General features: G+C 59.3%; 20 protein-coding genes. 7 read left to right on the top strand and 13 right to left on the bottom strand.

Features of this window, described 5'->3' with window-relative positions; all coding sequences use genetic code 11:
• Positions 1-86: 86 nt before the first annotated feature.
• From LG373_RS00635 to LG373_RS00625, 3 genes are all read left to right on the top strand, one after another.
• Complete coding sequence (locus LG373_RS00635) at positions 87-1,637, top strand: VWA-like domain-containing protein (protein WP_225748696.1); 1,551 nt, start codon at positions 87-89, stop codon at positions 1,635-1,637.
• Complete coding sequence (locus LG373_RS00630; RefSeq protein WP_225748695.1) at positions 1,634-3,157, top strand: ATP-binding protein; 1,524 nt, start codon at positions 1,634-1,636, stop codon at positions 3,155-3,157. Before LG373_RS00635 ends, LG373_RS00630 begins: the two co-directional genes overlap by 4 nt.
• 105 nt (positions 3,158-3,262) lie before the next feature.
• Positions 3,263-4,312 carry a YhcG family protein gene (locus tag LG373_RS00625; protein WP_225748694.1) on the top strand — a complete coding sequence of 350 codons (1,050 nt, stop codon included), beginning with the start codon at positions 3,263-3,265 and terminating at the stop codon, positions 4,310-4,312.
• 87 nt (positions 4,313-4,399) lie between these two features.
• On the opposite strand, the gene LG373_RS00620 is transcribed toward LG373_RS00625, so the two are convergent.
• Positions 4,400-5,170, bottom strand: a complete 771-nt coding sequence (locus tag LG373_RS00620) for a MerR family transcriptional regulator (RefSeq protein WP_225748693.1) — start codon at positions 5,168-5,170, stop codon at positions 4,400-4,402.
• A gap of 170 nt (positions 5,171-5,340) precedes the next feature.
• Between LG373_RS00620 and LG373_RS00615 the strand changes: the two genes are divergently transcribed.
• Positions 5,341-5,631 carry a type II toxin-antitoxin system Phd/YefM family antitoxin gene (locus LG373_RS00615; RefSeq protein WP_216529074.1) on the top strand — a complete coding sequence of 97 codons (291 nt, stop codon included), beginning with the start codon at positions 5,341-5,343 and terminating at the stop codon, positions 5,629-5,631.
• A 184-nt stretch (positions 5,632-5,815) separates the two neighbouring features.
• On the opposite strand, the gene LG373_RS00610 is transcribed toward LG373_RS00615, so the two are convergent.
• Genes LG373_RS00610 through LG373_RS00600 form a run of 3 tightly spaced genes read right to left on the bottom strand, consistent with a single transcriptional unit; the run spans position 5,816 to position 7,547 of the window.
• A complete protein-coding gene (locus LG373_RS00610; RefSeq protein ID WP_216529073.1) occupies positions 5,816-6,445 on the bottom strand; it encodes an NAD(P)H-dependent oxidoreductase in 630 nt (209 codons plus the stop codon).
• Positions 6,442-6,948, bottom strand: a complete 507-nt coding sequence (locus LG373_RS00605; RefSeq protein WP_216529072.1) for a hypothetical protein — start codon at positions 6,946-6,948, stop codon at positions 6,442-6,444. The genes LG373_RS00610 and LG373_RS00605 overlap by 4 nt, the downstream gene beginning before the upstream one ends.
• Positions 6,945-7,547, bottom strand: a complete 603-nt coding sequence (locus tag LG373_RS00600; RefSeq protein ID WP_216529071.1) for a TetR/AcrR family transcriptional regulator — start codon at positions 7,545-7,547, stop codon at positions 6,945-6,947. Before LG373_RS00600 ends, LG373_RS00605 begins: the two co-directional genes overlap by 4 nt.
• Positions 7,548-7,808: 261 nt before the next feature.
• On the opposite strand from LG373_RS00600, the gene hdcA reads away from it, so the two are divergent.
• Both hdcA and LG373_RS00590 read left to right on the top strand, forming a co-directional pair.
• Positions 7,809-8,765, top strand: a complete 957-nt coding sequence (gene hdcA / locus LG373_RS00595) for a histidine decarboxylase, pyruvoyl type (protein WP_225748692.1) — start codon at positions 7,809-7,811, stop codon at positions 8,763-8,765.
• Positions 8,766-8,840: 75 nt separating this feature from the next.
• The gene (locus tag LG373_RS00590; RefSeq protein ID WP_114566572.1) at positions 8,841-10,346 is read left to right on the top strand and encodes a basic amino acid/polyamine antiporter; all 1,506 of its coding nucleotides are present in this window, start codon (positions 8,841-8,843) and stop codon (positions 10,344-10,346) included.
• On the opposite strand, the gene LG373_RS00585 is transcribed toward LG373_RS00590, so the two are convergent.
• From LG373_RS00585 to nrfD, 8 genes are all read right to left on the bottom strand, one after another.
• Positions 10,310-11,650 carry a radical SAM protein gene (locus LG373_RS00585; protein WP_225748691.1) on the bottom strand — a complete coding sequence of 447 codons (1,341 nt, stop codon included), beginning with the start codon at positions 11,648-11,650 and terminating at the stop codon, positions 10,310-10,312. The two genes, LG373_RS00590 and LG373_RS00585, sit on opposite strands and share 37 nt — an antisense overlap.
• Before the next feature lie 27 nt (positions 11,651-11,677).
• On the bottom strand, positions 11,678-12,304 hold the full coding sequence (locus LG373_RS00580) for a molecular chaperone (RefSeq protein ID WP_225748690.1): 627 nt from the start codon (positions 12,302-12,304) through the stop codon (positions 11,678-11,680).
• A 243-nt stretch (positions 12,305-12,547) separates the two neighbouring features.
• Positions 12,548-13,126 (bottom strand): 4Fe-4S dicluster domain-containing protein, encoded by a 579-nt coding sequence (locus tag LG373_RS00575; protein WP_225748689.1) that lies wholly within the window; start codon positions 13,124-13,126, stop codon positions 12,548-12,550.
• 16 nt (positions 13,127-13,142) lie between these two features.
• Complete coding sequence (locus LG373_RS00570) at positions 13,143-15,770, bottom strand: molybdopterin-dependent oxidoreductase (protein WP_225748688.1); 2,628 nt, start codon at positions 15,768-15,770, stop codon at positions 13,143-13,145.
• Between the two features lie 19 nt (positions 15,771-15,789).
• Positions 15,790-16,563: a DMSO reductase gene (locus LG373_RS00565; protein ID WP_225748687.1), complete on the bottom strand. Its 774-nt coding sequence runs from the start codon at positions 16,561-16,563 to the stop codon at positions 15,790-15,792.
• Between the two features lie 200 nt (positions 16,564-16,763).
• Entirely contained in the window at positions 16,764-17,732 is a 969-nt protein-coding gene (locus LG373_RS00560; protein ID WP_225748686.1) for an SPFH domain-containing protein, read from the bottom strand.
• Positions 17,716-18,120 carry a GntR family transcriptional regulator gene (locus LG373_RS00555; RefSeq protein WP_225748685.1) on the bottom strand — a complete coding sequence of 135 codons (405 nt, stop codon included), beginning with the start codon at positions 18,118-18,120 and terminating at the stop codon, positions 17,716-17,718. The genes LG373_RS00560 and LG373_RS00555 overlap by 17 nt, the downstream gene beginning before the upstream one ends.
• A 22-nt stretch (positions 18,121-18,142) precedes the next feature.
• On the bottom strand, positions 18,143-19,069 hold the full coding sequence (nrfD, locus tag LG373_RS00550; protein WP_225748684.1) for an NrfD/PsrC family molybdoenzyme membrane anchor subunit: 927 nt from the start codon (positions 19,067-19,069) through the stop codon (positions 18,143-18,145).
• A gap of 220 nt (positions 19,070-19,289) precedes the next feature.
• On the opposite strand from nrfD, the gene LG373_RS00545 reads away from it, so the two are divergent.
• Positions 19,290-20,282 (top strand): DUF368 domain-containing protein, encoded by a 993-nt coding sequence (locus tag LG373_RS00545; protein ID WP_225748683.1) that lies wholly within the window; start codon positions 19,290-19,292, stop codon positions 20,280-20,282.
• A gap of 62 nt (positions 20,283-20,344) precedes the next feature.
• On the opposite strand, the gene bilS is transcribed toward LG373_RS00545, so the two are convergent.
• A complete protein-coding gene (gene bilS, locus LG373_RS00540; protein WP_225748682.1) occupies positions 20,345-20,857 on the bottom strand; it encodes a flavodoxin family protein BilS in 513 nt (170 codons plus the stop codon).
• Positions 20,858-20,977 lie beyond the last annotated feature (120 nt).

Below are 20,977 nucleotides of genomic sequence, written 5' to 3'. Positions count from 1 at the left end.
TGCTACACTGCGGGAAGCGACGAAGGCAAGAGCCACCGCGAAGCCAGCACGTGCTTCGCACACGCACGTCCGTTCAAAGGAGCAACATGGCCGTCGAAGCCGTAGGTCCGCTTGCGCGGCAAGCGCTCGACCTCGCGAGAACCGAGCTGCTCGTGAACCTGAGGTTCATGAACGCTGCGTTCGCGCGCCTTACGTACCTCCCCGTGCCCGGTTCCACGTTCGCCACCGACGGCGCCCGCATACGGTACAGCCCCGCCAGCATCGCGCGCGCCTACGCGGACGAGCCGGCCTCGATTGCACGGGCGTACCTGCACATCGTGCTGCACAACGTGTTTCTGCATCCGTACCCGTCTGCGCGCGTGAACGCCGCATGCTGGGACGCCGCCTGCGACATCGTGGTCGAGCGCGCCATCAACGAGCTTGACCTGCCCGTCACGCGCACCGAGCGCGCCGATCGCCAACGAGCCGCCCTCGCGCGCATCGATGCCGACGTCCCCCTGGCAACCGCCGAAACCGTCTACCGTTACCTGATCGAGCAGCAGCTGGAAGACGACGACCTGGAAGCCCTGCGCGCGCCCTTCTACGTGGACGACCACGAACCCTGGCATCGCATGGCCGCGCAAGAGGCCGCGCGCAGCAAGGCCGATTCCGAGGAGGGCCGGCGCGACGAAGGGCCGGACGCACCGGATGGCGCAGCTTCCTCGCAGGCCGCGAAAAGCGGTACCGACATGGACCTGCCTCCCGATGCCGATCAGGCGAAACGCAACCATACGTCCCACCAAGCCGTCAGCCAGGACGACATCGTGCAAAAGGAAGCGCCCGAGAAAGCCGGCCGATCCATCGACGACCGATTCGCCGACACCGTGAACCTGGACCGATCGAAAGAGCAATGGAAGAGCGCGGCCTACGAGATGGGCGTGCAGCTAGACGCGTACGCGAAGCTCTGGGGAGTCGAGGGCGCGAACCTGGCCATGAATCTGAAGGCGGTCACGCGCGAGCGCCAGGACTATCGCGAGTTCTTGCGCAAGTTCGCGCGCATGGGCGAGCAGATTCGCGTGAACGACGACGAATTCGACTACGTGTACTATTGCTATGGGTTGGAGCGCTACGGCAATCTGCCCCTGATCGAACCGCTCGAATACGTGGAAGAGCGCCGCATCAGGGATTTCGTCATCGCCATCGACACCTCGGCCTCCACGAAAGACGGCCTGGTGCGCCGCTTCATCGAAAAGACCTACGCCATCCTGGCGAACGAAACCAGCTTCTTCGCCGACATGAACGTGCTCATCGTGCAGTGCGACGCCGCCGTCACGAGCGCCGTGCGCATCGGATCGCTGGCGGAGCTGGAGGATTATCTGGAGAACCTGGAGATCAAGGGGCTTGGCGGCACGGACTTCAGGCCCGTGTTCGCCCTAGTGGATAGCGAGATCGAGCGCGGCGATCTAACGAACCTGGGCGGCCTCATCTACTTCACCGACGGACAGGGCACCTACCCCGCCCGCAAGCCCGATTACGACACCGCCTTCGTATTCGTAGACGACGTATCCGCCGCAGCCGCCCCGCCCGTTGCCTCTTGGGCCATGAAAGTAGTACTGGACGAAACCTTCGTTTTGGAAGAGGAAGAGGACATCCGATGAACATTCGGCAAGCGAAAGACCAGATCAAAAACGCAATGATAGCCTACTTCGCAAAGGATGCGTTCGGTAACTACCGCCTTCCCACCGAACGCCAGCGCCCGGTGTTCCTGCTGGGAGCGCCCGGCATCGGCAAGACGGCCATCATGGAGCAGATCGCGCAGGAGCTTGACGTAGGCTTCGTGTCCTACTCGATGACGCACCACACGCGCCAAAGCGCGCTCGGCCTGCCGTTCATCGCGAAGAAAACCTACGACGGCATCGAGTACGACGTATCCGAGTACACGATGAGCGAGATCATCGCCGCCGTATACGACGCGATGGAGGCGACCGGACGACGCGAAGGCATCCTATTCCTCGACGAGATCAACTGCGTGTCCGAAACGCTGACGCCCGCCATGCTGCAGTTCTTGCAGTACAAGGTGTTCGGCCGCCATCGCGTGCCCGACGGCTGGATCGTGGTCACGGCCGGAAACCCGACCGAATACAACCGCACCGCGCACGATTTCGACATCGCCACCTGGGACCGCCTCAAGCGCATCGACGTGGACCCCGATTTCGCGGTTTGGCGCGACTACGCCGTCGAGCAGGGAGTTCACCCCGCTGTGCTAACGTATTTGGACATCGAGCGCGATCACTTCTACCACATGGAAACCACGGTGGACGGCAAATCGTTCGTCACTGCGCGCGGATGGGACGACCTCTCGTCCATGATGAAGCTTTACGAAGAGCAGGGCCTCCCCGTAGACGAACTGCTGGTCAGCCAGTACGTGCAGAACGCCGAGATATCGAAGCGCTTTTCCGTGTACTACGACCTGTTCACCAAGTACCGGGCCGACTATCAAATTGACCGCATCCTGTTGGGCGAAGAAGACGAAACCGTGCTCGAGCGCGCGCAGGAAGCAGCCTTCGACGAACGCGTTTCGCTCATGGGCCTGATCACCGACGCTTTGGGCGGACGCGTGCGCGATGCCGTGCTGGAAGAGCGCGCCGTTGCGTTCGCGCATCGCGAGCTGACGGCCATCCGCGACGAAGCGGGAGCGAATGCAGAAGACGCGGACGAATGCGATGTGCTGCCCCAGCTGCGTGACCGATCCGCGGCCTTGCAGCGCCAGCTGGAAACGGAACGCAAGAACGGCCTGCTATCGGACGAGAAGTACGTAGCGTACGAGCGCACGTTGGCCCTGTTCGACCAAGCCATGCGCAACGCGGGTAGCTCGGTGCCGTTCTCCCAGGTAAAGCTGCTGTTCGGCGAATCGGTGAGCGCGCTTGACCAACATGTGGGCACTGCCGGGCAGGCGCTCGACAACGCGTTTGAGTTCGTGGAGCGGGCGTTCGGGGAAAGCCAGGAAATGCTGCTGCTGGTCACCGACCTGTCGGTCAACCGCTACAGCATGGCCTTCATCAACGACCACGGCTGCGATCGGTACTTCGAACACAACAAGAGCCTGCTGTTCTACGAGCGCGGCGCCGACCTGGCCGACCGCATCAACCGACTGGATTTGACGGAAGAAAACGCTTGATACACGAACTTTTGTTCTATATAATGGAACACACAATATACGTTGGTTGGGTGCTACCCTAACTTTCTCGCAAAGGACAGCCGCCTTCTTGAAAGGGGGCTGTCCATGGAACAGCTTTACGATTCCGCCTCGGATGAAACGGTTTACCAATCCGTTCGCTCAACGCTTGCGTCAGCACGCACGAAAGCCGCTGCCGCCGTGAACGACGCGATGGTTTCCGCCTATTGGGAAATCGGGCGACAAATCGCCGAGGCGCAGGGAGATCGCGCCGAATACGGAAAGCACCTCATGAAATACCTGTCCGAGCGGCTGACCGCCGAGTTCGGCAAAGGGTTCACGGAGCGAAATCTCCGCGCCATGCGTCAGCTGTACCTTGCATACCCAATTCGGCACACACTGTGTGCCGAATTGAGCTGGTCACACTATCGCCTGATCATCCGCATAGAAGACCCTGTTCGACGCGACTTCTACGTCCGCTCCGCCGTCGAGGAGCGCTGGACGGTACGACAGCTTGATCGACAGATTCACTCGTTCTACTACGAACGCCTGCTGGCCACCCGTGCGGAGGGAAAAGACAAGGTTCGGCAAGAGATCCAACAGCTTGAGCCTCCGACCAAGGCAGACGACGTCCTCAAAGACCCGTACGTTCTTGACTTCCTCGAACTGAACGGAAATTCAGACTTCCTGGAAACGGACTTGGAACAAGCGCTCATGGACAAGCTTCAGCAATTCCTGCTGGAACTGGGAAAGGGATTCTCGTTTGTCGCCCGTCAACAACGCATCAGCGCCGACGGCGACCATTACTACATCGATCTTGTGTTTTACCATTACATCCTCAAGTGCTTCGTGCTGATCGATCTGAAAACAGGGAAGCTCACGCCGCAGGACATCGGCCAGATGGACTTCTACGTTCGCCTGTTCGACGATCAATGCACCCGAGCCGACGATAACCCCACGATCGGGATCGTCCTCTGCGCCAATCGCAACAAAACGGTAGCCAAGTACTCCGCGCTCGCCGATGGGAGAGGAATATTTGCCTCGCAGTACGTGCTCTGCCTACCGACCGAGGAAGAGCTGTCGCAAGCCCTCGAAACAACCTGCCTGCTCGCAAAAGAAGATGACGACCATACCAGTCCCACGGCAGAAAAGAGCTAACCGAGGGGCACGCCAGCCGCGCGCGAGCTTCGGCTGGACGCCGCTCCTATGGCGTCCAGCCGAAGCGCCAACGCGCCCCCGGCACCACTACGAGCAGTACGCCTTGATGGCGTCGCGAAGAAACACGGTCGCACCGGGAGCCCATGCTTCGTAGTACGCCTCGAAGCGTTCGTCGGCCACATAGCCCTCGGCCAAGCAAGCATGCGCCTGCTTCGAGTACGTGCCGTCCTTCCAGAATGCGCACAGCCATTGGCGATGCAGGTCAGCGGCACGCTGGGCGTCTTCGCCCGCCGGGTCGCCCGCAGCCATGCCGGCCAGCAACGAGTCCTTGATCTGGGCCTCGAGCTCCTGCACGACAAGGTACCGCTCCTCGCTCATGCCCATAAGCTTCGCGTTGCTGGCGTCGGCGGCCTCATCGCCCCAACGTTCGCGCACCTCCGCGCCGTACTTCTTCTCGTTTTCCTCGACGAGTCCCTTCTTGAACGCCTCGAACTTATCCTTGTCCTTCATGGTTTCTTGTCCTTCCAAGCTGGCGAGCGTTCTCTGAACGCTCGCGATCAGTCCATCTATGCGAGCACGCCGAGACCGCAACTCGCGCAAATGCCCGGCCAAAGCCTCCCGCGCATCGAACGCCGGATCGTCAAGCAGTCGCTTTATGTCGCCAAGCGACATGTCGGCCTCGCGATACAGCAGAACCTGCTGCAGCCGATCCACCTCTGCAGGGCCGTACAGCCGATACCCGTTCGCAGCGCGCTGCGCCCGAACCAGCCCCGTTTCGTCGTAATGATGCAGCGCGCGCACGGTTGCGCCCGACAACTCGGCAAGCTGGTGAACCGTATAGGTTTTCTCATGCGGCATGCTGGCCTCCTTCGCCTCCGGCGCTCGTCGATCGCCCGAGCACCGGAATACAGCATAAACCCTCCCGTAACGAGAGGGTCAAGCAAGAATACCCGAATATTTCGCCTTCTTTCATATACTTTATTTCAGATAGCATTATGTACTTAACAAAGCACATTGAAAGGAGCGCTATGCCCTCCCCGATTGCACCGCTTCCCGTCATCAGGCCTATAACCGACCTGCGCACGCAGCCCAACAACGTATGCACGCAAGCAGCCGAACGGCGCAACCGGGCATACCTGGCTCTGCGCGAAGCGGAAATCGAGGAGCAGTACCGCCCCGAAACTCTGTCCGCCGAAGAGTCCGACGCGAGGTTGCGCGAGATATTCGCACTCCGGAATCTCGACTACGCACCGGTCGGAAACCGATCATGCTCGATCTCGCATGGAGGCAGCGCGCTCATCTCGACCGGAAGTCGATAGCCATCCACCTGGGGCTCGAATGCAAAAACCCACAAGCCGCCTTTGCGACGATACGGCGCATCGACGCCGCAACGCTCACCGTATGCCGTATACTCCGCCAACGTCAAAGCATCGACACGTATTCTCTCGTCGACCTGCCGGAATGAATCCGCCCACAGCGCGGGCGCCGCATCGGCGGCCCCGGCTACTCCGCGCGCAGCAGATCGCGCGGCTTCAAGCCGTTCTTTTTCGCCTGCGCATTCCAAGAGCGATGCCCCGCCATCCGGTAGAACAGGCGGGGGAAGTTAGGTTCCACGAACATCGTCTCGCCCGATCGCCCCTGCCCGATATCGTTCGCCAGCTCGTCCAAAGCGCGTCCCAGGTTCTTAAGCGGACCGACGCCCATCTTCGCAACTTGCGACATCTCGCCCGCTCCGACCGCCAAAGCCCGACCGCGGCGCATGCCGCAAGCAGCGCACCAGTTCCACAACATCTCGATGGCCAATTCGTTCTGACGCGCCTCGTAGAATCCGCTGTTAACGATCAGGTAGAGCATCGGCGCCGTCTGCGCCCTTGAAACATGCTCGCGGATTCGATCGAGCGCCTCGTACAAAGCGGAAGGTATCGCATCCGCGTACAACGGCAAGGCGATCACCAAAACATCGCTTGCAGCCACCGACTCGGCAAGGCGCTCGTTCGCGTCCGAGATCGCAGCTGCAGCTTGGCGCACCTCCGCATGCGCATCCTTTTCCATGCGATCCTTCAGCTGCTCAAGCAAGTACGCCGAATTGCTTTTCTTTGCTCGCGGGCTTCCACACAACAGCACTGCATTCATAGCGCAGCCTCCTTCGCTTGGTTTACGCCCTCGTGAAAATGCACATCAACCTCTGAAACGTTGAAGTTGACCGCGTTCGCCCGGACGAAGCGACGCGCCAGATCGCGTTCCTCGTGCGTGCTGGGCCCATAGAAATGAACCTCCTGGCGATACGCATGATCGTAGCGCATGGCATGATGCATCTGACCATCGACCATGCGGAAGTACGGCAGCAGGTACCCGATAGACCGATCGAACACAGCCTTGACGGAACGGGAATAGCCCCCGTACACCAAGGGGCTCACAACCACCACCGCATCGTTTTGCCGCAAAAGCTGCGGCATCTGCTGACACCGGTCGCGCAGCACGCACATACCCGGGGTTTTCAGCCAACAGCCGAAGCAGCCGATGCACATCCGAACCTCGGGCGTGGCCGAGAACAGCACGTCCCCGTCGGAAAAACCCTGCGCGAACGCCTCTTCCCCCATATCGCCCGCGTCGAAAATAACCAACCGCCTGCTCATAGCGTAGACCCCTTCTTGTTGGAAGTCGCAGCAAGAACGCGCTCGCCGCCCGCGAGCGACGACATGCCTCTGAATGCCTCGTCAAGCCGTTCGTACAGTTCTTCGTCGTCGAACCGCGCACCCGAAGCGAGCATGGTTGCCATACCGTGGGTATAGACGATCATGTGCAGGTACAACGTCCGCGCCGCAACGGAATCAAGCCCGCTCAGCTCCTCCACGCACCTCTCCACGTTTGGCAGTGCAACGCTGCGGTACACGTCCTCGAAGCTGGCAGCATCCATGTGCGCGGTCAGGTACAGGAACCGGAACAGGTTGCCTTCGGTGCGCGCCAAGCGCAAATGGGAAAGCCCGTTTGCCGCAAACGCGTTCGGAGCGCGATGCTCGTGCTCGCGGTTGTACGCGGCAACCCAGGCGCGCGCATGGTCGTATAGGGCTTTCACCAGGTTTTTCATGTCGCCGAACAGGCTGTATATAGGCTGCACCGAACAACCCGCGCGATCCGCGATAGCCCGCGCGCTCAGTGCGCCCTCCCCCTGTTCGCGCACAAGGGAAAGAGCTGCCTCGAGCACCGTCTCGCGCGTTACCTTCCGTTCCGGCATAACCGTACCTCCAAAATAACAACTGTTATATAACGATTGTAATATACAGCACGCGCGAAGGTCGTAAAGCAGCAACCCTCCTAAATAAGGAAAACCCCTATCTGAACAAGGCAAGAAAACCGGCGCCTCGCGCGCCCCGGCCCATTCAACGCTTCAGCATCAGCGCGAGCACGTCTCGGTCCCATCTTTTTACCGCCCGGGACGCGAAAACCGGGCCGTCCTACAATCTGCGCGAATCGTATCCGCAACGAAAGGACCTTCATGAAGAACATCGAAGAACGCCGCAACCGCACCATCGCCCGCACGCCCAGCCTTCACGCGACCATGCGCGCGCCGCACATCGACAAGACCGCCATCAGCCCGTACGACGACTACTGCGACGGCTACGGCATGCCGGGCGCCTACGGCAACGGATACGTATCGGTCCTCAAAGTGTCCGCCGGAACGGTCGAGAAAACCAACGACATGCTGATCGACGGCATCGTTACCTACGACAAAGCCGAAACGGCCGATGCCTACGTCGGTCAGATCAACATGCTGACCGCCTCGTCGTTCTGCGGCATGGCCGGGCAGGTTTGGGGCTACGACCTGGCCCGACATGACGACATCGCATCGGGCGCAAGCACACCGCTGTTCACCGAGAAGCAGTTCGATGGCAGCGAGCTCAAGGTGTTCGACGCGCAGCCCTTGCTTAATGCCGGCATCGAACTGTTCGGAACGGCCGAGAACCGTCGCTACCACCCCATCCCCGGTGCGCACACCATCTGCGCCAACAAGGGAATCACGGCGTACCGCCCCAAGGAAGACCGCCCGCTCAAGGAAGGCGAAGCGTACGGCGTATGGTCGTTCATCGCCATCTCGCTTTCCGCGGACCGCGATTTCGCAGCCGACCTCTTCATCGAAGACGCCGGCGTCTGGACCGAAAACGACAACGAGCAGGACATGCTGGCTTACCTGGAGCAGCATCGCAAGGAGATCGTCTGGTCCGTGGTCGAATGCGGACGCGACTCCAGCGTGCTGTTCGACCGCACGTACGTGAGCTTCGCCTACCGCATGATGAAACCCAACGAGATCGGCAACGCCATTACCGTAGGACCCTACGTCACGCTCGCGCGCAACGCCGTGCCCGCAACCGGCTTCGCATCCCTCAACAGCCTGCACCTGTCCGACTGGCTCAAGCAGATGGACTTCGAACCGCTTACGGTCCTGGCAAACTAGCGCATCGCGCACCCCATTCGCACCCTGGCGCGTCCGCTCTGGCGGGCGCGCCCTCATTCGACAAGGATTGGAATCATGGCAGACAACACCGCACCCGGTTCCAACGGAAGCAGCGCACCGGCACAGGACAGCTCCAAAAAAGTTGGCCTGATCGGCCTGGTAGGCATCGTCATCAGCGCGATGATCGGCGGAGGCATCTACAACCTCCCCCAGAACATGGCGCAGGACGCTTCCGCCGGAGCCATCATTATCGCCTGGGTGGTCACGGGCATCGGCATCTGGTTCATCGCGAACACGTTCCGCATCCTGTCGGCCGCGCGCCCCGAACTAACGAACGGCCTGTACACGTACGCCGAAAAGGGCTTCGGCAAGCTCATCGGCTTTTTCGTGGCGTACGGATACTGGATATGCAACTGTTTCGCGTTGGTGGCCTACTCCGTTTTGGTCATGGCCACGCTCAATTACTTCGTGCCCGACTTCGCCGGCGGCAACAACATCCCGTCCATCATCGGCGGCTCCATCATCACCTGGGCAATGTATTTGCTTGCGCTGCAAGGCGCGAAGCAAACCAGCTTCCTGAACATCATCGGCACGATCGGCAAGCTGCTGCCGGTTGCCGTCTTCATCTTGGCCGTTGCCACCGTATTCAAGCTCTCGGTGTTCATGGAGGGTTTCTGGGGCATGAAGGGCGGCATCGACCTTAGCTTCACCTGGGACAACGTCATGCCGCAAGTGCAGGCGACCATGCTGGTGACCCTGTGGCTGTTCCTGGGAATCGAAGGCGCCGTGGTCGTGTCGGGCAAGGCCAAGTCGCAAACGGCAGTGCGCAAGGCCACGACCATCGGCTTTTTGGTCACCCTGCTGCTCTACGTCATCGTATCGCTTCTGCCCTTGGGCGTGTACTCCCAGGCCGACATCGGGAACATGGCCGACCCGTCCATGGCCGCCATCATGCTGGACAAGTTCGGCAAATGGGGCGAGATCCTCATCAACGCCGGCGTTATCATATCGGTCCTCAGCTCTTGGCTGGTATGGATGCTCATGCTGGGCGAGATGCCGCTGGCCGCCTCCAAAAGCGGCATTTTCCCGAAGGCGTTCGTCAAGGAAAACAAGAAGGGATCGCCTTCGACCTCGCTTCTGTGGACCACCATCGTCGTGCAGATCGTGCTGATCGTGTCCTACTTCATCGGCAACAACGCCTGGACCACCATGATCAGCATCACCAGCGTCATGGCGCTGCCGTGCTACCTGTTCTGCACGCTGTTCTTGTTCAAGATCGCGCTCGACGAAAGCTACCCGAAAGGAATCTTCGCCAGCCGCGGAATGGCCCTGTTCACGGGCGCGGCGGGATCGCTGTACGGGCTATGGCTCATCTACGCAGCCGGCTTGAACTACCTCATGGTCGCGTGCATCGTGTACGCCGTCGGCCTGCCGCTTTACGTCGTGGGCATTCGGCAGCACGACCCGAAGGCCCGGGTGTTCGAGAAAACCTCGGACAAGGTCATCGTCGCCGTGGTGATAGCCTTGGGCATCGCGGGGCTCGTCTACTCGATCATCACGTTCGGACACGTGGCGCTGTAAGGAACAACCGCAACCTCTCGCAAGTGCAGGTCGGAGCGCTTCCCCATGCGCTCCGACCCCGACACAAGGCTCGGAGCGCATTCTTCCACCACGTTGACGCTTTCACCTAGGAAGATCGACGAACAGGCACGCTTCAACAATGCCGCATCCTCAACCGAGAAAGCTATGCTGGGAATATCCGGCTCGTAGCCGTAACCGACCGATCCCATCGTATCGGCCCACGTCTTCGCTTTGAGAGCATCTTGGCCAAAAGCCTTGACGCATTTCAAGAACCGGTCGCCTTCGTCTTGCCTCATCCACGGATGCGCGCTTCTGAGCGCTTCGTCGGCAAAGAACGCCTTGTTCTGCTGGTATATCTGCCCTGTGTTCTTATTGTCGGAGCTGCAATAATGAACCCCCAGCTTCAAGTCCTCAAGCTGCGCGAACCTCAAAAGTTCCAATGCTTCGCCCTCGCTGCCAGCAACGGGAACCCCGCCGCCGTACCAATAATTGTAAAGATACTTGAAAGGACGCCTGCGCAGCGCAAATCCCCGCTTCTTGAATTCCGAAGCGTTATGCAGCGGAAAGCAGAATTCCAGCAGGTTGATTCCGCGAATGCCGATGGCGTCGGATCGGACAAGAAGCTCCTTCATCTGCGAAAGCGAGCCTGGTATGACGGGCATCTCCACCATCACGTCAGGAATGCTGCGAACCGCTTGCTCCATAAGCCCGTAAACACCGGCCCGACCATGATCCAGATCAAACGGCTTTATGCTGAACCTGATTTCCGTCAACCCGCTTTCGGCCAGATCGCGAAGACCCTCGCCGTCAAGCAGGTCCCCGCTTGTATACAAACGAGTATGCACCCCCGGATACAGCACCGAAGCGCGCTTCAAAAAGTCCAGCACCTGTCGCTTGTGCAAGAGAGGCTCGCCTCCAGTGATGGCAAGGTGCCGGAACTCAGCGCCGGCAGCATGCGCTTGCTCAAGCTCGGCCACGATATCGCGCGTATGGCTAAGGAAGTACTCGTAGCCGTCCTGGTTCGGATTGAAGCAGAAATAACAGCTCTTGGTACAGCGCAGATCCACGAAGAACGTCGCAGTTTCGTCACCGGTACGACACGCCAAGCACGCTGGCGAAATCCAATTGCTCCATAACGAAGAAGAGCCGTTCTCGCAATGACACCCGCACGACCGCGCCGTGCTTTCGCGTTGTTCGCGAGCCGCGGTCTCCACCGACTCGAACGCTACGCCGTACGACTCGACCGCGGATTCAAAATCCCGCTCGGCCTCGTCGAACGCCTGCGCATACTCCCTGAGATCCACTGCACTCCTTCCGTACGACGCTGCGCGCTACCCAGCCAGCTCTCGCTCGACCCTCGTCAATAGCACCTCGTCAAGGTGGGCGAACGCCGCCATCGCACCGGCAAGCGCACCATAGCACGCATGCTCGTCGTTCTCGATAACCGTATTCGCGAACTGGTCGACCCAAGTTGTTATATGGGAGATCAAGAACCGACGCTGTTCTGCGAGTACCTGAACGGCATCTTCATCGCACCCGTCAGCATACGCCTCGTACGCACGATGTCCCATGCGACCCATGTAGTCCATCATGGCCGCAATGTGGTCATCGGGAAAGCTTCCCTCGGTCTGCAACTTGAACCCTGCGTTGCGATAAAACGACCGAACATCGAGCGTGCTTTCTTGAAACACCATGGACTCTTTACCGATATGAGGAGACTCCCAAGGATGGACGTACAGCTCTCCCGGAACCTGAAACAGCATGTCGTAGTCTGATCGCAAGCTTTCGACGAATGCCTCAACGCAAGCCGGATCTTCGATCTGAACTGCATGACGCTCAATACATGCGACAGCTTCGCCAACCCACTCGCCAAGGCTTCGTCCGCACGAGCCAACCGACAGCGCGGCAATGCAACCGCAATCTTCTTGAGACAGCGTCTCATCTACAAACCTCAGCATGTCCCGCGCCTCCTTCGAAAACGCCGCAGAGACGACGTCTCGGGTCGGTCGGCTGCCAAAGACGACGTGGCACAAACTGTACAGGTACGCGCGGCGAGCAAGAAGCATTGCGAGTGCAGCTTCGTGGTCACGGTTGGACATTGCGGCTCCCATCTTTACCATGGCGGCCGGGCCAGGCCGGCGCAACAACAAGCAAACGCGTCGTCGCACCGCATCCCTCCTGCGGTGCGACGACGGCGAACATCACCAAGCGAGAGGACGATAATCTTCGTCGAAGGCACACTCTTTCGCCTTGATCAAAATATGCGGCTGAGTTTCGTCCGGAGAGGGAAGCACGGCGATGCTTCCCTCGTCCAGGCTGCCGCCGAACTCAGCACGAAGCTCATCCACGTCGCCGAACTTCAGCGCGCGATTAGGACAGCCCGCAACGCACGCCGGGTCGCTGCCGCTTTGGCGAAGGCCGTAGCAGCCGTCGCACTTGCCGGACACCCCCGAGTCGGGGAAGTACTTCGGCTGCCCATACGGGCACGACATAACGCACATGCGGCACCCGATGCACTTGCTTTGATCCTGGATAACCGTTCCGTCAGGAGCTTTGTAAATGGCACCCGTCGGGCAGTTGTGCAGGCAAACAGGCTCTTCGCAGTGATTGCAGCCGAACGAGTAGCTGTAGCCGTCCACATCGGGAAACTTCCCCACCGTGTAGCTATGCACTTCGCGATACAGCGTGCCCACTTCAAGGCGATTCTTGTCCTTGCATGCGACCTGGCACGCACGGCAGCCAATGCAGCGCGTCACGTCAAGATAAAATCCAACAGCCATGATGCATCCCCCTTCCCTAGCCAAGCTCGACGATACGCCTGTCGGTATCGCAATCGTTTTCCAGCGACGCTCCGACGTACTTTTCAAAATTGCAGTTATTGTTGTTATAGCTGGTCACACCGCAACCGGAAATATCATCGCCGATAAGATAGTTGTCCGCACCGCCGTGGTCGATCCCCGTGCTCTCGTCGACGCGCACCCACGATCCGTGGGGAATCCCGACTTCGCCCGGACGCATGTTCTCCATACAGCAAGCTTTGCGAAGCACCTCTCCGTACTTCGTCCATACCCGAACGGTGTCTCCGTCCACGATGCCCTTCTCTTCGGCATCGCTCGCGTTGAGGAACACCGGATTCGGCCACGCCTCGCGCAGCCACGGGCAGTTGTCGAACACGCTGTGGGAGCGCCTGAAGTAATGCGGATTGAACATCAAGTACGGGTACTCGCCTGCTTCGCCGTCGATCTTCCCGTCTTTGAACGTGGTCTCGTAGCCAACCGTCGGCACAATGTACTCGGGGTACGGCTTGTATTCGCGATCCGTTAAACCGATGCTGTTGAACAAATCGGCCTTGGCCTGGCACGTGATCTCGAACTTACCGCTCGCGGTCTTCAGCGGATTGGCGTCAGGGTCTTTTATGAAATCCGCATAGCCTATGAACGAACTGTACCGATCGCCCAGCTTACGCTCCACCTGATAACCGCCGTTGCTGACAAACTCTTGAAGGGTCACACGACCGGCTTGAGGCTCTCCCGTGACGCCCCATTCCCGAATGTCCGCCTCCGTGATGGTCACCAACGGCTCGTACTTGCCCGATCCGTCTTCCGCGACGACGGTGGCGCCGGCGATCTGATTGAAGAACGCCTGCGTCTCGCTGATGGGGTAAACCTTCGACGGATCAAGCCCGAGAGCCTCCATGATCAGCGTGTTGATCTGGGCGTCGGTCTTAGCCTCGTACAGCGGCTCGGTAACCTGCGAGAAGCAGTACAGGAATTCGCGGTTAGAGGACGACAGGCCGCCTGGAACCTCCCACTGCGTGGTCACGGGCAGAACGATGTCCGAATAAAGCGCTTGCGTGGTCAAGAACTGCGCCTTGGACAGAACGAAATCCATCTTGCGGTGGGCTTCGATGCCGCGCTTCATGTTGGGGCCCGTCTGCAAGTAGGCGTTCTCGTCATGGATGATGCAATGGATGTCGCACGTCTCGTCCACGCCCGCCTGGGCACCGGCGCCGGCGTACCAATCCCCGACGTTGCGGTATTCTCCTGTCAAGCACGCCTCCCACACCTGAGGACCGGGAATGACCCCCTTGATGGGGTTGTCCAAAGCAGGAAGACCGGATTTGCCCGCCTTCACGAGAGCAGGGCCGCCGTTGCCAGCATTGGCGTGGTAGTTGTTCGCGGAGCAATTGCCCGGCTTGCCGTAGTGGCCGCCCATGGCAGAAAGCGTCATGAACAGCTGAGGAACGTTCTCCGACCCGTTGCAGCGGGCGGCGGCGAAGTTGTGCAGCATCCATACGTCGTGGGTCTTGCCGATCTCTCGGGCGAAGTACGTTATCTTTTCCACTGGAACGCCGCAAATCTCGGATGCCCACTGCGCGGTCTTAGGCTCGCCGTCGTAGACGCCGTTCAGGTAATCCAAGAAGTTCACGTCTTCGGACAGATCAGCCGGCTTGTGCTCGGCATCGAACCCCACCGTGTACTTGTTCAGGAACTCCCAATCGACAACGTCGCCCTCTTCCTTGTCGAGGCGAAGCATCTCGGAGGCGACGCCCAGCATGAACGCCGTATCCGTACCGGTCCGAATCGGAATCCAATACGCATCGAGAATTTGAGCGGAAGCCGTGTAGATGGGATCGACCGTAATGAACTTCACGCCCGCTTCTTTAGCTCGGATGTAGTGGTAGCTGGGAGTGCCGGCGGCAGACCAGGCAGGATTCGAGGCGTAGAGCACGATGGTCTCGGCATTGAGCATGTCGGTTCGGTCGTTGCAGACGCCTGCATCGGTTTTCGGCACGCCGATGGTGGTTTGCGTGTTCAGCAGATACGATCCATGGGAGGTGGAGTCGGCAACGGACGTATGGCCCCCGAACGCCAAAAGAGGGGCGAACGCGTAGCGAGAGCCGTAGCTGCCGATCAGGAAAGCCTGGTTGCCGTACTTTTCCTTGATCGTCTTGAACTGGTCGGCAATGTAGCCGATGGCCTCGTCCCAGCTAATGCGCTCCCACTCGTCGACACCGCGCGCTTGACCGTTCGGGTTCTCGGGAGACCAGCTTTTTCGCTTCATGGGGTACTTAAGCCGATCGGCGCCAAAGCACTGCTGCTGCTGGGCCTTGCCGCGCACGCACCCGCGCTGCTGCGGATAATCAGGCGAGTCCTCATGCGTGTCGTCGGTCTTCTGGCGAATGACCGAGCCGTCCTTCACCATGACCTTGTTCATGCATCGGCCGCCGCAGTTGTGCCAGCATGCCGCAGCCACCCAGGTACCGCTGTCGGCCGGATCGGTCGGCAGATCGTGCTTGTCGCTTGGTTCAAGGCTCGCTTCCGCAGAGCATCCCGTGCTCGAAAGCACCGCGACGCTCGCAGCTACCGCCGCCGAGATGCCGAGAAAGCTGCGGCGAGACATGTTCTTAGATTCAATGCTCACGATAATCCCCCTTGCTTCCTTACGCTACCGTGCAGGTCGCGTAAAACGCGTAGCGCGAGATGGCAATGCCGACAATTGAAGCAGCGCAAACGGCAACCGCGAGCGCCTTCTTGTTTTCAACCTTCGACGAAAAGGCCACCAACACGCTAGAAACCACCGGCGCGATGCCAATCGCCGCAATCTGGGCAACAGGGCTAAAGCCCTCGGCCACGAACGCAGCCGCTTCCAAGCACAGGCCCACGGCAAGCACCGCGTTTGCGGAAAACGCAGCCAAGCGGATCTGCTTTTTGCCGTAATCAGCGGAATCGAGCAAAGCGAACAGCGCTAAGCCCATTGCAAGATCGCCGGAAAGAAACGTCAGAATCGTTGCAGGGGCGTTGCACCACACGGCATTGCCGTAAATGTCGATGTAGGCGACCCCCATCATGATCATGCAGGCAACCCCGGCCACGGCGCCAGCAGCGCGCAACCCGTAAGGGCTATCCTTTTTAACCACCGTGATTACCAGATCGACAACAGCCAGAAGCAGGAAAACTCCCGCGACGGCCACTTCCTGAATCATGCCGGATCCCAAGTTGACCGTGCCGCCCAGCACCGATTGAAGCGCACGCGGAATGCTATGGACATGCGTCGTCGCAGCCAGCATCCCTATTGCGAACAGCACCACGACGGCCAAAGGAACCAGCCACGGTCGCGTGCCTTCGCGCGTGCGGCGTAGGCACGTTTCAAACGCATATGCGCCGGCAGCCAACCCCCCTAGCATAGTGAATAGATACAAGGATTCAAGCCCCATGCTTAAGCCTCCTCTTCCTATAGCCCGCCTTTGCGGGCACTCGACTTGCGGCAGCGCAGCAGAGCAGAGCCACAGATATGTTTTCGTAGGAAATCGGCCGATCCCTTCGGTGCCTATTATGAGAAATTGTCGTGCGACAATCAATACTGTCGCACGACAATTTCTCGGTGTTTTTATTCTATTTTAAGGATAATAGCGTGTTAGCTTTTGGAGGATTCTCTATCTGATTCCGCCGTAAAACCCTCGCTGTAAGCGCTCGGAACCACAACAGTACCCTCGCTTTCCTGCATCCCCTCGTACACCAAATGCATTTTACGAAGCGAAAGGGCAATCTCGTCATGCGTGTACGTTTCCGCAACCTCTTGAAGGATGGCGGACACATCCCGTTCTGCCTCCATGAGCGTGATGCGCGCGTTCTTTCGACACTCAGCCTGCGCCTCGAGCGACATGACTCCCTGCAGTTCTTTAGGGATGATGATGTCGCGAATCTCCACCGAAAGCACGGTGATGCCCCAGTCTGTAACCTTCGCTTCGACGGCCTCCTGCAATTCCTGATCAAGCTGATGCCGGCGCATCACCACATTGGAAACCGACGCACGGCCGATAGCGTCGCGCAACGCCGTTTGGGCGGTCAGGGCGACGGCAAAATGACAGTCCTGGACCTCCGTGCAGGCTTTTTCGGGATCCCATATCATCCAGAACAACACAGCGTCAACATCGAGAGGCACCAGATCACTCGTCAAAGCCTCCTCCGCCCCGAAGGGAGTGGCGATCGTGCGCTGGTCAACACGCAGCGTACAGAATTCCGCCAAAGGAATACTCAGAAAGATGCCTGGGCCCGCCAAGCGGCTGAAGCGTCCAAATCGCATGATCACCGCGCGTTCCCATTCTAGGCACACATGCACCGAGGACAGAACCGCAAGCCCGACGATAAGAGCCACGACGATGCCAGCGAAGCTGAGAACGCCGGAAATCACATACCACAAAGCGAGCACCGCAAGAAAAGCCATTATCGAAAGCGAAACGGTTATCATCACGGCTCCGTTTCGCGTAGCCTTCCTACTAGGATCGGAGCGATATGCATCGGCGGCAACGCCGAATTCCATTTCGGAACGGCGATACGAATCGCGCTCATCGCGAATAGCGCGCTCATCATTGCTTCTCTTCATGGCTCCTCTTCACCTTCCGAATATGCTTAGACACCAGTTTGGGTATATCGTCGTACGTCATACCTTCCTCAAGGCAGCTTTTAACAAATGATTCGACCAGAGCACCTACATGATCGTCTTCTCGCGGGAGCGCGCCCAAATCGTTAACGAACACGCCGCTACCACGAACTGTTGTAACGTAACCGTCCCGCTCAAGGCCCATGTACGCCTTGCTGACGGTATTGTAAGCTATGTGCAAGTCAGCTGCATATTTGCGCACAGTTGGAAGCTTTTCGCCAGGTTTGTAGAAACCCGAATTGATAAGAAACGCCATGCGGTCGCGCAACTGCACCCAAAGAGGCAGATCGCTTTGGTCACAAAACGTGAATATCGGTGTATCTTTTGCCACGATCGATTGGAGCCGCTTTCCTCTAGACTGCCGTTTGGACGCCGGCGCTCACCAGGACAAACCGCAAACAGAATCCACCCACGAGAAGAAGCACCGCCATGGCGGCGACGACTCCGCTCGAATGGTTCTTCCGAGCGGTCAACGCAGATGCTTCGATAACCAGCGGAATAAGTATACCGCACCCCACAAACCCGAACCAAAAAGCGCAAAGCTGGTCACCCACCAGCAGCGCGTCGAACGGCCGCTCGACGCTCGCTGCGTTCACCGTTGCCGCACATGCTACGGCAACCACAGCCTCAAACACAACTATGACCAGGTCAACAACGGAAAGACCCTTCACCCATGAAGACGTGCCCGCGTAGCCCTCGGAAAAGCAAGTGCTCAGCAGCACGACCCCGCAACCGCACGAAAGCGCCGAGAGCAAAAAGAGCACGGGAAGCCACGCAGATCGCCAAAGACCCACCGCCACGACGTTTTCTAAAAGCATCCCCGTATAAACCATGACTGCAACCGCAAGCACCATTCCGACAGCTTTCGCTGCAAGGGCGATCCTTTCCCATACAGGAGGAAGGGCGAGAACGGATTGCGCAAGCGCGACGGCCAGGCATGCCGAGAAAAGCGTAAGCGCGAATGTTCCTATGGAAACAAAGCTGCCTGTCGGGTACAAGAAGAGCAAGTAGAACGCTTCCGGTCGTCCCAGATCAGCTAGCAGGCACAGCATGCCTACGACGACCATTGAAAAAGAAATCGAATAGCCTGTTTTGGTGATGCGTTCCTGCGTCGCACTTAAAGCGCGATGCCCTGAATACCCGACCGGGACCCCGACGAACCCGAAGCGCAGGCGAAAGGAAAAGGCAGCGTACAGATCGACCGCGGACAGCACGGCAAAACTTCCGGCAGCCGTGCCCCCAAGGAACAGGTACAACACGATAAGATCGCTAAACGCCACCTTGCCCCCTTCGCCGTTTCAAAGTCGATTTTCACGCGCACCAGCACAGGATACCATTTTGCCGCACGACAATCAGCCTACCCTTCGAAAGAAGAGTCGCCGGCGAGCCAGAAGAGCGTTCTTTTCCCGACCCGACAACCGCCCCGGCCTTTGTGCATGGAGGATCTGTATATCTTGCAGGAACAACGGGAATCGCTGGACGTTTGCAAGATCGTGAGCCATGCTATACGTTCTGACGATGCGCGCCGAAGAGGGTCGGCTGCGCACAATCGATGCGGGAGGTTCCCTTACTATGTCCATTGCCGGCGTTATCATCAACTTCGTGCGCGGATTCTGCATGGCCCTTGCCGACAGCGTCCCCGGCGTTTCAGGCGGCACCATCGCCTTTCTGCTGGGATTCTACGACCGGTTCATCGGCTCGCTCGACGACTTGTTCCACGGTCCGAAAGCCGCCAAGATCGATGCCGTCAAGTTCCTGCTCAAGCTAGGATTCGGCTGGATAATTGGATTCGGGCTTTCGGCGCTTGTGCTGACCAGTTTCTTCGACTCGCATATCTACCAGGTCAGCTCGCTGTTCATGGGATTCATCGTGTTCGCCATCCCCATTGTCGTCCTTGAAGAAAAAAGCACGCTGAAAGGCCATGCCGCAAGCCTGGTCTTCGTTACAATCGGCGCCGCCGCAGTCGTGGCCATCACCCTGCTCAGCCCCGTATCGGACGAAGGCGTAAACGTGGCCGTCGGCAGCCTGAACCCCGGGATGGTGGCCTACGTGTTCTTCGCCGCCATGGTTGCCATTTCCGCCATGGTGCTGCCCGGCATCTCCGGCTCCACCCTGCTGCTGATCTTCGGCCTGTACGTGCCCATCATGGGGGCCGTGCGCGCGGTTATGGGATTGGATTTGGCCTATCTGCCCATCTTGCTGGTGTTCATCGCGGGCGTTGCCTGCGGCGTCCTCTTGTTCGTGCGCCTGATCAGGATGTGCCTCAAGAAGTTCCGACCGCAGACCATGTACGCCATCGTGGGCATGATGCTCGGTTCGCTGTTCTCCATTACGCAAGGACCGCTCACCTTGACCGAGCCCTTGCCCGCCATGAGCTTGGATACGTTCAGCCTGCTGTTCTTCGTGATCGGCGGCGTGGTGGTCGGCGGTTTGCAGCTGTTGAAAACGCGCCTGGAAGACCCGGCGGAAGCACGCAAGGACAAGGAAGCGTAACGAAGCGCGCGCCGACCCCTCGCGACGCTCGTCCAGGGTCGGCGCGCAATCTACAAACGGCGTCAGACCTGCTTGACCGCCGCCTGCAATCGCGCAACGTCGGCATCGTCCGGATGGCCGACGGCCGCGTCGAAGTTCTCGATAAGCTGCTGCATGCGCGCGGCTTGGGCTGGCTGGGCCTGGGCCGTACGCTCGTAGCGAGTGCGCACGCTTTCGTTCATCTGCCCTTGGCACATGAACGATCCCGCGATGCGGGCAGATTCGGGAACATGCCGAGCAACGCGTGCCATTACGCCCGCAAAGTACGTCTGATCTGCGCCGAAGCCCGCGGTTCCGAACAGGAACACGTCCTTGTCCTCCAGCTGGGACAGAACTTCGGCCATCTCGTCGGTGCAGTCGCCCCGATTCGTCCAGAATCCCGCGTACACGCGATCCGCCGCCGCCAGATCCTCCGAAGCCACGTCTCCAACGCGTCCGAACGCCACAATTTCTTCCGCAGGCAGCGCTTCCTTCACCGCGCAAGCCAATCGTTGCGTATTCCCCGTGCTGCTGTCGTACACGATTGCGTAGCTCATGGAAGTCCTTTCGCCAACGCGCGATTGCGCCTCAACACCCGATCGTCTTATGCCCGATACGTTATAACGCTCGGGAGCGTTTTTGCAAACGCGCGGCCAGCGGCCCCATGAAAGCCACGC

The organism is Paraeggerthella sp. Marseille-Q4926, from assembly GCF_916618935.1.
Lineage (GTDB): Bacteria > Actinomycetota > Coriobacteriia > Coriobacteriales > Eggerthellaceae > Paraeggerthella > Paraeggerthella hominis.
The sequence above is the reverse complement of the archived record's forward strand: the minus strand, read 5'-3'. Positions and strand labels throughout refer to the sequence as shown.

Excerpts from the sequence above, each read along its gene's own strand:
- LG373_RS00635 (WP_225748696.1), top strand. The coding sequence starts at position 87 with ATGGCCGTCGAAGCCGTAGGTCCGCTTGCGCGGCAAGCGCTCGACCTC.
- LG373_RS00630 (WP_225748695.1), top strand. The coding sequence starts at position 1,634 with ATGAACATTCGGCAAGCGAAAGACCAGATCAAAAACGCAATGATAGCC.
- LG373_RS00625 (WP_225748694.1), top strand. The coding sequence starts at position 3,263 with ATGGAACAGCTTTACGATTCCGCCTCGGATGAAACGGTTTACCAATCC.
- LG373_RS00620 (WP_225748693.1), bottom strand. The coding sequence starts at position 5,170 with ATGCCGCATGAGAAAACCTATACGGTTCACCAGCTTGCCGAGTTGTCG.
- LG373_RS00615 (WP_216529074.1), top strand. The coding sequence starts at position 5,341 with ATGCCCTCCCCGATTGCACCGCTTCCCGTCATCAGGCCTATAACCGAC.
- LG373_RS00610 (WP_216529073.1), bottom strand. The coding sequence starts at position 6,445 with ATGAATGCAGTGCTGTTGTGTGGAAGCCCGCGAGCAAAGAAAAGCAAT.
- LG373_RS00605 (WP_216529072.1), bottom strand. The coding sequence starts at position 6,948 with ATGAGCAGGCGGTTGGTTATTTTCGACGCGGGCGATATGGGGGAAGAG.
- LG373_RS00600 (WP_216529071.1), bottom strand. The coding sequence starts at position 7,547 with ATGCCGGAACGGAAGGTAACGCGCGAGACGGTGCTCGAGGCAGCTCTT.
- hdcA (WP_225748692.1), top strand. The coding sequence starts at position 7,809 with ATGAAGAACATCGAAGAACGCCGCAACCGCACCATCGCCCGCACGCCC.
- LG373_RS00590 (WP_114566572.1), top strand. The coding sequence starts at position 8,841 with ATGGCAGACAACACCGCACCCGGTTCCAACGGAAGCAGCGCACCGGCA.
- LG373_RS00580 (WP_225748690.1), bottom strand. The coding sequence starts at position 12,304 with ATGCTGAGGTTTGTAGATGAGACGCTGTCTCAAGAAGATTGCGGTTGC.
- LG373_RS00575 (WP_225748689.1), bottom strand. The coding sequence starts at position 13,126 with ATGGCTGTTGGATTTTATCTTGACGTGACGCGCTGCATTGGCTGCCGT.
- LG373_RS00565 (WP_225748687.1), bottom strand. The coding sequence starts at position 16,563 with ATGGGGCTTGAATCCTTGTATCTATTCACTATGCTAGGGGGGTTGGCT.
- LG373_RS00560 (WP_225748686.1), bottom strand. The coding sequence starts at position 17,732 with ATGAAGAGAAGCAATGATGAGCGCGCTATTCGCGATGAGCGCGATTCG.
- LG373_RS00545 (WP_225748683.1), top strand. The coding sequence starts at position 19,290 with ATGCTATACGTTCTGACGATGCGCGCCGAAGAGGGTCGGCTGCGCACA.
- bilS (WP_225748682.1), bottom strand. The coding sequence starts at position 20,857 with ATGAGCTACGCAATCGTGTACGACAGCAGCACGGGGAATACGCAACGA.